12 protein-coding genes are annotated in these 12,934 nt (G+C 45.8%); 5 read left to right on the top strand and 7 right to left on the bottom strand.

What is annotated here, in order from left to right; all coding sequences use genetic code 11:
* Window positions 1-10 precede the first annotated feature (10 nt).
* Window positions 11-1,108, top strand: coding sequence for an ABC transporter ATP-binding protein (locus tag FQV28_RS14890; RefSeq protein WP_146497289.1), 1,098 nt, complete (start codon window positions 11-13; stop codon window positions 1,106-1,108).
* Window positions 1,109-1,202: 94 nt separating this feature from the next.
* Here the strand turns inward: FQV28_RS14890 and FQV28_RS14885 are convergent, their stop codons facing one another.
* The 4 genes from FQV28_RS14885 to FQV28_RS14870 all read right to left on the bottom strand — a co-directional run bounded on the left by FQV28_RS14885 (window position 1,203) and on the right by FQV28_RS14870 (window position 5,380).
* Window positions 1,203-3,620, bottom strand: coding sequence for a heavy metal translocating P-type ATPase (locus FQV28_RS14885; RefSeq protein WP_146497288.1), 2,418 nt, complete (start codon window positions 3,618-3,620; stop codon window positions 1,203-1,205).
* A 73-nt stretch (window positions 3,621-3,693) separates the two neighbouring features.
* Window positions 3,694-3,897, bottom strand: a complete 204-nt coding sequence (gene copZ / locus FQV28_RS14880; RefSeq protein WP_146497287.1) for a copper chaperone CopZ — start codon at window positions 3,895-3,897, stop codon at window positions 3,694-3,696.
* 78 nt (window positions 3,898-3,975) lie between these two features.
* Window positions 3,976-4,263, bottom strand: a complete 288-nt coding sequence (locus FQV28_RS14875) for a metal-sensitive transcriptional regulator (RefSeq protein ID WP_146497286.1) — start codon at window positions 4,261-4,263, stop codon at window positions 3,976-3,978.
* Between the two features lie 616 nt (window positions 4,264-4,879).
* Window positions 4,880-5,380 (bottom strand): dihydrofolate reductase, encoded by a 501-nt coding sequence (locus FQV28_RS14870; protein WP_146497285.1) that lies wholly within the window; start codon window positions 5,378-5,380, stop codon window positions 4,880-4,882.
* Window positions 5,381-5,695: 315 nt separating this feature from the next.
* Between FQV28_RS14870 and FQV28_RS14865 the strand changes: the two genes are divergently transcribed.
* From FQV28_RS14865 to FQV28_RS14850, 4 genes are all read left to right on the top strand, one after another.
* Window positions 5,696-6,061, top strand: coding sequence for an ArsR/SmtB family transcription factor (locus FQV28_RS14865; protein WP_146497284.1), 366 nt, complete (start codon window positions 5,696-5,698; stop codon window positions 6,059-6,061).
* A complete protein-coding gene (locus FQV28_RS14860) occupies window positions 6,054-8,474 on the top strand; it encodes a heavy metal translocating P-type ATPase (protein ID WP_304608787.1) in 2,421 nt (806 codons plus the stop codon). Before FQV28_RS14865 ends, FQV28_RS14860 begins: the two co-directional genes overlap by 8 nt.
* Window positions 8,475-8,676: 202 nt before the next feature.
* Window positions 8,677-9,012 (top strand): ArsR/SmtB family transcription factor, encoded by a 336-nt coding sequence (locus tag FQV28_RS14855; protein WP_146497282.1) that lies wholly within the window; start codon window positions 8,677-8,679, stop codon window positions 9,010-9,012.
* A gap of 75 nt (window positions 9,013-9,087) precedes the next feature.
* Window positions 9,088-10,035, top strand: a complete 948-nt coding sequence (locus tag FQV28_RS14850) for a cation diffusion facilitator family transporter (RefSeq protein ID WP_146497281.1) — start codon at window positions 9,088-9,090, stop codon at window positions 10,033-10,035.
* Between the two features lie 201 nt (window positions 10,036-10,236).
* Here FQV28_RS14850 and FQV28_RS14845 read toward each other — a convergent pair whose 3' ends face one another.
* The 3 genes from FQV28_RS14845 to FQV28_RS14835 all read right to left on the bottom strand — a co-directional run bounded on the left by FQV28_RS14845 (window position 10,237) and on the right by FQV28_RS14835 (window position 12,919).
* Window positions 10,237-10,944 (bottom strand): DNA alkylation repair protein, encoded by a 708-nt coding sequence (locus FQV28_RS14845; protein WP_146497280.1) that lies wholly within the window; start codon window positions 10,942-10,944, stop codon window positions 10,237-10,239.
* Window positions 10,945-11,130: 186 nt separating this feature from the next.
* Window positions 11,131-12,000 carry an ABC transporter permease subunit gene (locus FQV28_RS14840; RefSeq protein WP_146497279.1) on the bottom strand — a complete coding sequence of 290 codons (870 nt, stop codon included), beginning with the start codon at window positions 11,998-12,000 and terminating at the stop codon, window positions 11,131-11,133.
* Window positions 11,984-12,919: an ABC transporter ATP-binding protein gene (locus tag FQV28_RS14835; RefSeq protein ID WP_146497278.1), complete on the bottom strand. Its 936-nt coding sequence runs from the start codon at window positions 12,917-12,919 to the stop codon at window positions 11,984-11,986. Before FQV28_RS14835 ends, FQV28_RS14840 begins: the two co-directional genes overlap by 17 nt.
* Between the last annotated feature and the right edge of the window lie 15 nt (window positions 12,920-12,934).

Genomic DNA, 12,934 nt, shown 5'->3' with positions numbered 1-12,934 from the left:
GGGGAATAGAATGGCTGGATTAAATTTAGTGAACATCCGTAAAGAATACGATAAAGGCGTAGTGTCCGTGCAAGACTTCAACTTGGAGATCCGAGATAAGGAATTTCTCGTGCTCGTCGGCCCATCCGGCTGCGGGAAATCGACAACGCTCCGCATGATCGCAGGCCTTGAAGACATTACGGACGGCGATTTGTACATCGGCGAAAAACGCGTAAACGATGTTTCGCCGAAAGACCGCGATATCGCAATGGTGTTCCAGAACTACGCTTTGTACCCGCATATGAACGTCTATGACAACATGGCGTTTTCATTGAAATTGCGCAAGATGAAAAAAGACGAAATCAAAAAACGCGTCGACAACGCGGCACGCATCCTGAACCTTGAAGAATATCTGTACCGCAAGCCAAAAGCGTTATCCGGCGGTCAGCGTCAGCGTGTGGCACTTGGACGCGCCATCGTCCGCGACGCGGAAGTGTTCTTGATGGATGAGCCGCTTTCCAACTTGGATGCGAAATTGCGTGTTCAGATGCGCGCAGAAATCCAAAAGCTTCACCAACGCCTGCAGACAACCACTGTCTACGTAACGCATGACCAGACAGAAGCGATGACAATGGCAACGCGCCTTGTTGTTATGAAAGCAGGCTTTATCCAGCAAGTGGGAACTCCGAAAGAAGTATACGACTTGCCGGACAACATGTTCGTAGCCAGCTTCATCGGTTCACCGGCGATGAACTTCTTCTTCGGTAAACTTGAAGGCAACTACTTTGTGATGGGCGACCAGAAAATCCTTGTGCCGCAAGGCAAAGTGGAAAACTTGCGTAAGCAAGGTTTCGAAGGCAAAGAAATTGTACTTGGCGTACGCCCTGAAGACATTCACGATGAACCGGTATTCCTTGATGTTTCGCCGGAGACAAAATTCCGCGCAAAAATCGAAGTTGCTGAATTGATGGGTGCGGAAATCATCCTTTATTCTCAAGTAGCGTCTCAAGATTTCGTGGCACGCGTCGATTCACGTTTCAACGTGGAAACTGGCCAGTCGCTTGACTTGGCGTTCGACATGAGCAAAGCCCATTTCTTCGATAAAGCGACAGAACTTCGCATCAAATAACAAAAAACAGCCGACCTGGAAAATCCGGTCGGCTGTTTTTTTTATGGTTGTATGCTATTTCCTGAGTCAGAGCACGAACCATACCTCAGTTCTTTTACTTTTCCAGTTTTACCCGCTGCAGCCGCAGTGCGTTCAAGACAACCGATACAGAGCTGAATGCCATCGCCGCACCGGCAAGCCAAGGGGCAAGCAATCCGATTGCGGCAATCGGAATCCCAAGTGTGTTATAGGCGAATGCCCAAAACAGGTTTTGCTTGATATTGCGCATCGTTTTGCGGCTCATAAGAATCGCTTCGGCAATGCTGTTGAGGTCGCCGCGGATCAATGTGATATCTGCCGCTTCCATCGCCACATCGGTACCGGTGCCGATTGCCATGCCGACATCGGCTGTAGCAAGAGCCGGTGCATCGTTGATGCCGTCGCCGACCATCGCCACTTTTTTGCCTTGCTGCTGAAGTTTCTTCACTTCTTCAGCTTTGCCTTCCGGAAGCACTTCCGCAATCACTGCGTCAACCCCCACCTCTTTGCCAATTGCTTGGGCTGTCCGCTCGTTATCCCCCGTCATCATGATGACTCGGATATTCATTTCCTGTAAGCGGCGCACTGCTTCCCGGGAGGTCTCCTTAATGGTATCCGCTACAGCCACCATGCCTGCATACTCACCATTGATGGCAGCAAGCATCGCTGTTTTGCCTTTGCTCTCTAGAGCTTCCATCGCTGGCAGAACCGGCTCAATATCGATTCCATATTGTTGCATGAGTTTGCGGGTTCCGATAATAACGCCTTGCCCGGAAACTGTCGCTTGCACGCCGTATCCTGGAATCGCTTCAAAATACTGCACCTTGCCAAGTTCGACGCCTTTTTCCTGAATGCCTTGGACGATGGCTTGGGCTAACGGATGCTCAGATTGTTTTTCCGCTGCGCCAATAAGTGATAAGAACTTTTCTTCATCCTGGCCGTTTGCCGGCAAAATATCTGTCAGCTCAGGTTTCCCGTGCGTCACTGTACCGGTTTTGTCGATGACTACCGTATCAATGCTCTGGGTCTGCTCTAAATGCTCGCCGCCTTTGAACAAGATACCCATTTCTGCTGACCGGCCCGAACCCGCCATAATGGAAGTCGGAGTTGCCAGCCCGAGTGCACATGGACAAGCAATGACAAGCACCGCGATCAGCACTTCAAGTGCCGGGGTAAAATTGCCCGGATCCACCCAGATATACCAAACCAAAAATGTGAGTATGGCAATGCCGACAACGATCGGGACAAAGATGCCTGAAATTTTATCTGCCAATCGCTGAATCGGCGCTTTTGTCCCTTGCGCGTCTTCCACCACTTTAATGATATGGGCTAGCGCCGTATCACGTCCTACTTTAGTGGCCTTCATGTGAATGAAGCCGTTGCTGTTGATCGTCGCTCCGTATAGAACATCGCCCGCAGCTTTGTCCACCGGTAAACTTTCACCCGTCAGCATCGACTCATCAACCGCTGTCGTCCCTTCCAGTACTTCCCCATCGACCGGAATTTTTTCACCCGGTTTGACTAATATGGTGTCATTGATTACGACCTCTTCCAATGGCACTATTTGTTCAATTCCATTGCGCACCACAATTGCTGTTTTCGCCTGAAGGCCCATTAATTTTTTTATCGCTTCCGATGAACGGCCTTTTGCTTTCGCTTCAAACAATTTCCCTAAAATAATAAGGGTGATCAACACCGCACTTGTTTCAAAATACAGCTGTGGACTGTGATGCGTTCCCGAGGTCACAATCGCTTGATAGACACTGTAAAAATAGGCAGCCGACGTTCCCAGCACGACCAGCACATCCATATTCGCACTGCCATTGCGAAGGGCTTTATAAGCTCCGCCATAAAATTGTTTTCCGATTATGAACTGAACCGGTGTCGCCAGCAACATCTGGACCCACGGGTTCATGAGGAAATCGGGAACATACAAAAACGATGTAAATGAAAAGTGGCCGAGCATCGTCCACAATAACGGCAACGACAAAATTGCCGAGACGATAAATTTCCGTTTCTGGTCTTGGATGGCTTTTTCCCGGTAATCCACCTTTTTATCGTCTTCTTGCTTTTGATGCGCTCCGTAACCCAGTTTCTCGACTTTTGCAATAATGTCTGCAGCATCTACCTCAGATGGATTAAACTCGACGGTGGCTTTTTCAAGCGCCAAATTGACGTTTGCAGTTGCAACCCCGCCCAGTTTATTCAGCCCTTTTTCAATCCGCGTTGCGCACGCTGCGCACGTCATACCAGTAATATCAAATTCAGCTTTCTGTTTTACGACTCCGTAGCCTAGCGCTTCGATTTTCTTTTCAAAATCGGCTTCGCTAAGTTTCGATGGATCGTATTGAATGGATGACTTTTCAAGTGCCAAGTTGACGTTCGCTTTCTCGACACCTTCCATTTTGTTGATCCCTTTTTCAATCCGTACAGCACATGCGGCACACGTCATGCCGATGATCTGAAAATTTGCTTCTTTTACTTCCGCAGCCATAAAGCTCTCCTCCTCCCACATACTACCCGGGGGTATAATTCATTTAAAAATAGAGAGTGCTGCAAAAGCACTCTTATACAACGTCATACCCTTGGTCTTCAATAGTTTCCTGAATCTCATTCAATGATGTTTTGCTAGTGTCATATTCAACTGCCACTTCGCCTTTTTCAAGGTCCACTTTTACAGATGATACGCCTTGAAGTTCGCCTACACTCGATTCAACTGCATTTACACAGTGTCCGCAAGACATGCCTTGCACTTTTAATGTTTCATTCATTGTTTTTGCCTCCCAGTATCTATTTTCTTCCAATCTAACATACCCCAAAAGGGTATTTCAACTGTTTTGTTCCAGAGTTTATTTTGTCATAGTTTTCATAACGTCCATCAGTTCGCTGATCGCTTCTTCGCCTTTGTTTTCCTTAATGGCTTTCGCTACACAATGATGAGTATGATCTTCCAAAAGAGCCAATGATACTTTGTTCATTGCTGACTGGATAGCACTGACCTGGTGCAAGATATCCACACAATAACGATCATTTTCCACCATTTGATGAACGCCGCGAACCTGGCCTTCAATACGCTTCAGCCGATTCAAAAGCTGCTGCTTGTTTGGCTGTACTGTAGACTTCATCGTTTTTTCCATTTACCGAACCTCCCGATTCAACATACCCTATACCCGTATCATATTAAACTTTATTGCTTTTGTCAAAGCAATTGTTTCTATAGAATTCAGCTTATTTCTGATGGCTAATATAAATTGCTTGTTCGGCTCCAAATCTGAATATCATTCGATCCAATTCCATCCCTTACCTATCCCAAAGCCTACAAGAAGGCAGATTCTCAGTTTGTGTTTCAGCAACTACTGCCGAAAGGGCTAACTTATCAAAAGCAAATCCAGTGTCTCTGATATTACTTCAGCCGCATACCCTCTCCTCTTGCTATTTCATGATTTTGCTTCGACTTGCATTCAAGGTTCTTTAAATCCAAATACAGCCGCAAAAGCAACCAGTATGTAAAAACCTAAACCCACGGCATGAAATAGAACGAGGTATAACCTCACATTTCCTTTCACTCCTATGAATCCCAGAATAATTCCTGCTGCCCCAAGAATGAGCGGCAAATAGAAGTTGAGGTTCATGATAGCTTCTAAAAGATTGAAAATTCCAGGAGAATATGGAAGAGCAAGCGGCAAAATCATTAATGCAAAGAAAATTGCTGAAAAGATTGAATATAGTTTTTTCAGGAGAATCCACCTCCTTTTATTCGTGGTCCGATAATCGGCTTTCGTACACATGAAAAGAATAGGCATATGGATTTTCACTGTCCCGAATGCCTTTCTTAACCGACACTTCTGTCCATTGCGAAAAGTCTACTTCCGGGAAAAATGTGTCACCTTCAAATTCATGATCAATCCTGGTGATGTGCATTTTTTCTGCGTAGGGCAAAAAGGCTCTATAGATTTCTTCCCCGCCAAAGATGAAGATTTCCTGTTCATTTTTACATAATCCAAAGACTTCTTGAATGGAGTGGGCAATTTCGCAGCCCTTGCACCAAAAATCCGGGTTTCTTGTCAGTACAATATTTCTTCTCTTTGGCAGGGCTCTTCCGATAGATTCGAAATTTCTTCTCCCTAAAATTATCGAGTGCCCTTCGGTGGTTTCTTTCACATATTCCCAATCCCTTGGAATTCTCCAAGGAATGTCGTTATCTTTGCCAATAACTCGATTTTTATCCATTGCCGCAATAAAAGTAACCTTCATCTGAACTTCATCCTTTACATATAAATGGCCTTTTACTCCCATTCTCTTTTAGACCATAAAAATCCTGTCAAAACAGCAAATCCGGCACTGCGGAGTACAACATTTAAACGCTTGTTTGAATGTTCAATTGACATTTAGCCAGAATATTTATACACTTACAATAATCAAACGTTCGTTTGAATGTTGATTTATACGAAAAGCTATTTATTTGTTTTACATAGAGGAATGGGTGCCGCTGAAGCGGATTGCCATCTTAGTCATTCTATAGAAAAAAGGTTTCCGGAAAAATCCAATGGACCAAAAGGAGAAGATACGATGAGCAAAGATACGTGCGAAATTTTGTGTGTGGACGGAGAAAAAGTAGAAAGAGTCCAGCAACAGCTTTCGGAACAAAATCCGTTGGAAGTTGCGAAAATTTTCAAAGCGCTGTCTGACGATACGAGAATCAAAATTGCTTATGCGTTATCACTGGAAGACAAACTATGCGTCTGCGATGTCGCCAATATCATCGGCTCTACAATTGCAACTGCGTCCTATCACCTTCGGCTGTTAAAAAATATGGGCTTAGCCAAATACAGCAAAGAAGGGAAATTGGTTTATTATTCATTGGATGATGAACATGTGAAACATTTGGTGCAAGTGGCCTTCACCCATCAGAAGGAGGGTGTTGAAATTGGTTGAAAAAGCGAAAATACCAGAGGAGAAAACAGTCTACCGGGTTCAAGGGTTTTCCTGTGCCAATTGCGCCGGAAAATTCGAGAAGAACGTCAAAAGCCTTCCTGGTGTGCAAGACGCCCAAGTGAATTTTGGGGCTTCGAAGATTTCAGTTTTCGGCGAAGCGACTGTTGAGGAACTGGAAAAAGCCGGCGCCTTCGAAAACTTGAAAGTTGCCCCGGAAAAAACGAGACGCCCTGCAGCCTCACCAGCTAAAGTGCCAGATGAAGCCAAGAGCACCTATCGTATAGAAGGTTTCAGCTGTGCCAATTGCGCCGGGAAATTCGAGAAAAACGTTAAATCTCTTCCGGGGGTCCAAGACGCAAAAGTGAATTTTGGAGCTTCGAAACTTTCCGTTCAAGGGGCTGCCACGGTTCAAGAGCTGGAAAAAGCCGGTGCTTTTGAAAACCTGAAGGTGATTCCCGAAACGGTTGGCAGACAAAGCGGACATGGGGCAAAAAGTGAAAACGCGCCAGCCTCAAAAGAGGACAAAGTGCCTTTTTATCAAAAACACAGCGTGCTGCTCTACTCTTCCCTGTTGATCGTCTTCGGTTACATTTCCCAATTTGTGAACGGCGAAGAAAACTTGATGACGTCCCTTCTGTTTATGGGGGCTATTGTCATCGGGGGATTCTCACTCTTTAAAGTTGGGTTTCAGAACTTGGCGCGCCTTGATTTTGATATGAAGACCCTTATGACAGTGGCAGTCATTGGGGCTGCGATCATTGGCGAATGGGCGGAAGCTTCCATTGTGGTCATTCTTTTTGCTATCAGCGAAGCGCTGGAACGCTATTCCATGGACCAGGCCAGACAATCGATCCGCTCCTTGATGGATATTGCACCGAAAGAAGCACTCGTCCGCCGGAATGGACAAGAAATGATGATCCATGTCGAGGACATTGCTCTTGGGGACACAATGATCGTAAGGCCCGGGCAGAAAATCGCGATGGACGGCGTAGTGGCCAATGGTTACTCGGCAGTCAATCAGGCGGCAATTACCGGAGAATCTGTTCCGGTGGCCAAAACAGTGAACGATGAAGTCTTTGCCGGCACATTAAATGAAGAAGGTTTGCTTGAAGTCAAAATCACCAAATTAGTAGAAGATACAACCATTGCGAAAATCATTCACCTGGTCGAGGAAGCGCAAGGCGAACGGGCACCTTCACAAGCGTTCATCGATAAATTTGCCAAGTACTATACACCGATCATTATGGTGGTTGCAGCACTGGTCGCCATTGTCCCTCCCCTTTTGTTTGATGCCAGCTGGGAAACCTGGGTCTATCAAGGGCTCGCGGTATTGGTAGTGGGATGCCCTTGCGCCTTGGTCATTTCCACGCCAATTTCCATTGTTTCCGCTATCGGGAACGCAGCGAAAAAAGGGGTTCTGATAAAAGGCGGCATCTATTTGGAGGAGATGGGCACACTCAAAGCCATCGCCTTTGATAAGACCGGCACCCTCACTAAAGGGGTTCCGGTTGTGACCGACTTTGAACTAATCGACAAACTGGCTGATGAAAAAGAACTTCTCTCCATCGTGACAGCCTTGGAGTATCGTTCCCAACATCCCCTTGCATCCGCCATCATGAAAAAAGCGGATGAAGAAAACATTCGCTATTCCGATGTACCGGTCGAAAATTTCTCTTCCATCACCGGCAAAGGAATCAAAGGCACGGTGAATGGAACTACGTATTATATCGGCAGCCCGGTGCTGTTCAACGAGCTTGGCGCCGCGAGTGGCGATAGCAGCCTGGAACAAATCGTGTCCGTCCTCCAAAATCAGGGAAAGACAGCGATGATCATCGGGACGCAAAAAGAAATATTGGCTTTTATTGCCGTGGCCGATGAAGTCCGGGATTCAAGCAAGGAAATTATCCAGAAACTGCATCAAATAGGCATTAAGAAGACAATCATGCTGACGGGTGACAACAAAGGAACCGGAAATGCCATTGGCCAGCAGGTGGGCGTCTCTGAAATCCGGGCAGAACTGATGCCCGAAGATAAATTGGACTTTATCAAACGATTAAGAGCCGAGTATGGCAAGGTCGCGATGGTCGGAGATGGCGTGAACGATGCCCCGGCACTTGCCGCTTCTACAGTCGGAATTGCCATGGGCGGAGCCGGAACCGATACAGCGCTGGAAACAGCTGATGTCGCGTTAATGGGCGATGATTTGAGCAAGCTGCCCTTCACCGTGAAATTGAGCCGGAAATCCTTGAATGTCATCAAAGCGAACATCGCTTTTGCAATCGGCATCAAAGTGTTTGCGCTGCTGCTGGTCATCCCTGGTTGGCTGACCCTTTGGATTGCCATTTTATCCGATATGGGAGCTACTCTTCTGGTCGCATTAAATAGTTTACGGCTTTTGCGCGTAAAAGAATAAGAAAAACAGCGTGCATCTTTTCGGGTGCACGCTGTTTTCAATTAAAACCGGAAATCGCGGTTATGAATAAATAAACAAGAAGAAAACCTTTTCAGCATTCGCTTGACGGGCCTTGGACAAGAGGCATATACTTTATATATGAATATATGTTCATATATAGTTTAAAGAAAATCTATGGACTGATAATCGGAGGTGCCGCAAAATGAAGCAGGATTTTGAAAAAGAAGAAGACCATTTTGAAGCAGAGCGGCAGTTAGATGAAGAAACCTTATTTGTGGTATCCCAAACGTTCAAAGCATTAAGCGACCCGACCCGAATACGCATTTTGAACTTGCTTTGTTCAGCTGAACATTCCGTCAATGGCATTGCAGAGAAACTGGATTTAAGCCAGTCTACCGTGTCCCATCAATTACGCTTTTTAAAACAGCTGCGCTTGGTAAAGTATAGAAGAGCCGGGACAACATTGTATTATTCCAAAGACGATGACCATATCATGAATCTGCTGACTCAAGCCATTGAGCATGCGGCTCATCATTAAGCGCTATTTGCCGCGCTTTTTAAAAAAGTGATAGAAGAGGCTATAAAATCCAGGAAAGCTTAAGGGGGGATTGGAATGGCTCATGACCATAGTCATAACCATACTCACGGTGCCAACAAAAAAGTTTTAATGGTTTCATTTATCATCATTACAAGTTATATGATCATTGAGGCAATCGGGGGCTTCTTGACGAATAGCCTTGCGCTGTTGTCAGATGCCGGGCATATGCTAAGTGACTCCATCTCATTAGCGATTGCCCTTGTCGCCTTCAAACTTGCTGAAAAAGCAGCAAGCCCCAGCAACACATATGGCTATAAGCGTTTTGAAATTCTTGCTGCTGTCGTAAACGGCGTCACTTTAATTCTTGTGGCTCTTTATATTTTCTATGAAGCAATTGACCGGTTCTCAAACCCGCCGGAAGTGGCAACAACAGGCATGCTGATTGTCAGCGCCATCGGTTTGGCGGTCAATATTCTTGTCGCCTGGATTATGATGCGGGGTGGAGACACACATGAGAATTTGAATATGCGTGGCGCTTATCTGCATGTGCTCAGCGATATGCTCGGTTCAGTAGGTGCCATTTCAGCTGCATTGCTGATGATGTTCTTCGGCTGGGGATGGGCAGATCCATTGGCAAGCGTCATCGTCGCCCTCCTTGTCTTAAGAAGCGGTTATTTTGTAATAAAAGCATCTGTTCATGTATTAATGGAAGGAACGCCACAAAATATCGATGTTAATGACATTCTTCAAACGATCAAAAAAACAAAAGGAATCCAAGGTGTCCACGACCTGCATATCTGGTGCATTACAAGCGGCCTGAATGCTCTATCCTGCCATGCAGTTATCGACAATCATCTTACGATTGCAGAAAGCGAAAACATCCTGCACCTTATCGAACATAGCCTTGAGCATAAAGGAATTACGCATGTGACAATTCAAATGGAATCTGTTGCACACAAACACGACAACTCCATTCTCTGTACGGCGAAAAATGAACCGCCGCATGCCCATCACCATCATTAATTGAACGCAAGCCGTTAGCAATCGATTCTCCGGAATTGCCCAGTACAGTTTAGCAGACCGAGAGCAATCTCTTATCGTCTTGATCCCCGATAAAAAGAGAGGGCGAATTCTGCGCCCTCTCTAATTTTGGCTGAAAAGCTATTCCCCTTTTCAACTCTCTGCTCGCACTTAAAGCGCAACTCCCTTATGCAAAGCGATATGCTAACATCTTACATACTTGCGTTTGAAGCCTAATCTTCCTTTATCCATGTCTTTTTGGATGCTTTCGTAAGCATTCAAGAAGCTGCTTTTTTTCTCTGCTCCCTTGATCTCTACTGCCCCTATTTCTGCTGCAGTCTCAATCGCCTTTGTGTTTAATGGGATATAGGAAATCCCAACAGTGTACAGGAAATTATTCATAGCGGATTTCGTCCGCTCTGGTGCATCATGGATTGTATTTTTCACTGTATCGAGCATATCTGAAATCTTGCTTTCAGAGAATTCGCCGTCCCGGCGATTTCCTAAAAGCCAACAGTAACAGCTCCACCCCGCCGACATTTTCAGCTCCTCGCCGCTGGCAATCCAGTTATCGGCTACCTCTTGAGCAATGTCCGACTCAGATAAAGTGACTGCCACTACATAATCAGACAGCATAAAAAAATAGGCGCCATCCATCCAGCGGTCATAATCCGATTGTGTCATAGCGTTCGGGTCTGCAATGATGCCCGCAAAATACATGGCATCGTAGTTCCCTGTAGCATAGAGTTCCTCAGCTAACCGTTGATCAATTTTTATTTTCTTTGCGATCGGCTTCATAGCCCCTATAGCTACGCCAAAAAGCGGCTCATGTGCGCCATTGGATAAGTACCTTTTTTTCGTCCGTTCCTTGCCCAACGCTTCAAGTTCCCTCATAACCGTTTCAAAGTCCATCTTTTATACCACCGTCCTTAATGCTTATATCCAGCCAACTGTAAAAATCCATTTCTTTTTTTCACGTCTGCGATACTTTCCAACTTTACCATACCCGTATACAACGAAAAGGCTTATTTTCTAAACCTGAATTACTGTCTTTAAGGGAATCTGCGCCAATGGTTGGAACAGAGAGCTTTCGCCTATTCACACATCGCGGTTTTTAAAGCTGTAAATGGCCAAAATCACGGCAACTACGCCGTATAGCACCGCATACCAAACCATCACATTGCCTGGGGTGGAGATACTTGTGAACATTCCGCCTTGTGCGAGTGACAGTGGATTATCCGCCGTATCAAATAGCAAAATGGTCATTTTCCGGTACATTGAATCGATTGGAAAAACCAAGCTCATGATGATCCCGATGTTTACGAGACTTGTTTTCTCAACCAGTGCGCCAAATTGTTCTATAAAGCCTCCGATAAAGGCGGCTCCATACAGCATAATTGACACAATCCCTGCATTTAATGTGGTCATGCGCGTGCTTAATAAGAGCCCGAACGCTATCAAAACAAACGGTTGTATCGCAAATACGCTTACCGCTTTTATCAATTGCATGGGTTGGAGGTTCAATGCCATCCAGTCTGTGCCAATCCCTTGATGCAAAAGGATGATGCTAAAAAACAGGCAGACCGCATAGGCAATCATCAGAAAGGCTAAACCCATAAACTTTCCTAACACGAATTGGGATCTGGAAATCGGGCGCATCAACCACGTATCGATTTGGTGGCTTGACACTTCCCCGGAAATTGTACTGACACTGGACAATATCGCCAGCAAAGCTGTAATAAAAGATGAAAAATAAAGGCCGACCCCTAAAAGCTGTGAAGAGACAAACTGCTGCAGCAAAATCGCTTCTGTTCCTTGGCCACCGTCTCCAACCTCCGCTCCTTCCTTTCCAGCAAAATAGATAGCCGTTCCATAAAGAGCCAGAAAAATGAGCGTCATAACGATTGTGATCATAAAGATCCGCTTTGATACGATTTCTTTAAATGTCAATTTACTGATTGTCCACATAAGCGCTCTCCTTTTTCCGGTTTACCCAATGCATGAAAACATCTTCTAAATGAGGATTGATCGGTTTTACTTCATAGACGTCAATATGCCTGGAAGATAAATGGTGAAGGATTTTAGGTATATCCTTTTCGGTTTCCAGCTGGACCACCCACCGTGTACGCCCTTCCTCCGCTTTGCCTTTTTGGTAATCAGTGATGAACGGAGGAAACGGGGCACTTATAGACCCTTCTGTTACAATTTCAACTTGCGCTTCGGTCATCATCAATTCTCTCCAAGGCCCTTGTGCAATCATTTCTCCTTGGTGGACAATCGACACGTGGTCGCACACCGATTCCACTTCATATAACAAATGGCTGTTCAAGAAAACTGTTTTGCCTTGATCACGCAGATAAACCATGAGATCGCGGACATCTTTGCGCCCGATCGGATCCAGTGCAGAAGTGGGCTCATCCAAAAAAATCACCTTCGGGTCGTTTAATATCGCGCAAGCGAGGCCGATCCGTTGAGACATGCCTTTTGAAAAACCGCTTATCCGGCCATTGTCTCTTCCGGTCATTCCTACTAGCTCTATGACCTCTTCAATTCGTTTGTTTCGTTGGCGGACCGGGATTTTACACAGATCGGCATGGCTTTCCAATAACTGCTTGCCTGTCAGCCAATCCGGGTAGCGAAACAGCTCCGGAAGATAACCTACCTGTTCCCTCGATTTTGTCGTCCCGATCGGTTCCCCGAGAATGTACCCTTCCCCGCTTGTCGGCTGCAGCAAGCCAAGAAGCGTACGAACGAAAGTGCTTTTTCCAGAACCATTCGGCCCTAAAAAACCATACACAATCCCTTCCCCTACAGAAAGCGTCACATCTGAGATGCCGCCTTTTCCATCGTACGTTTTCGTTAACGAATTTGTCTGGATAACGTCCATCCTCTTCCCCCCTCG

The organism is Planomicrobium sp. CPCC 101079, assembly GCF_007859275.1.
GTDB lineage: Bacteria > Bacillota > Bacilli > Bacillales_A > Planococcaceae > Planococcus.
The sequence above is the reverse complement of the archived record's forward strand: the minus strand, read 5'-3'. Positions and strand labels throughout refer to the sequence as shown.

Bases quoted from the DNA above. Each gene is read 5' to 3' on its own strand.
- FQV28_RS14890 (WP_146497289.1), top strand. From the start codon at position 11: ATGGCTGGATTAAATTTAGTGAACATCCGTAAAGAATACGATAAAGGC.
- FQV28_RS14885 (WP_146497288.1), bottom strand. From the start codon at position 3,620: ATGGCTGCGGAAGTAAAAGAAGCAAATTTTCAGATCATCGGCATGACG.
- copZ (WP_146497287.1), bottom strand. From the start codon at position 3,897: ATGAATGAAACATTAAAAGTGCAAGGCATGTCTTGCGGACACTGTGTA.
- FQV28_RS14875 (WP_146497286.1), bottom strand. From the start codon at position 4,263: ATGGAAAAAACGATGAAGTCTACAGTACAGCCAAACAAGCAGCAGCTT.
- FQV28_RS14870 (WP_146497285.1), bottom strand. From the start codon at position 5,380: ATGAAGGTTACTTTTATTGCGGCAATGGATAAAAATCGAGTTATTGGC.
- FQV28_RS14865 (WP_146497284.1), top strand. From the start codon at position 5,696: ATGAGCAAAGATACGTGCGAAATTTTGTGTGTGGACGGAGAAAAAGTA.
- FQV28_RS14855 (WP_146497282.1), top strand. From the start codon at position 8,677: ATGAAGCAGGATTTTGAAAAAGAAGAAGACCATTTTGAAGCAGAGCGG.
- FQV28_RS14850 (WP_146497281.1), top strand. From the start codon at position 9,088: ATGGCTCATGACCATAGTCATAACCATACTCACGGTGCCAACAAAAAA.
- FQV28_RS14845 (WP_146497280.1), bottom strand. From the start codon at position 10,944: ATGGACTTTGAAACGGTTATGAGGGAACTTGAAGCGTTGGGCAAGGAA.
- FQV28_RS14840 (WP_146497279.1), bottom strand. From the start codon at position 12,000: ATGTGGACAATCAGTAAATTGACATTTAAAGAAATCGTATCAAAGCGG.
- FQV28_RS14835 (WP_146497278.1), bottom strand. From the start codon at position 12,919: ATGGACGTTATCCAGACAAATTCGTTAACGAAAACGTACGATGGAAAA.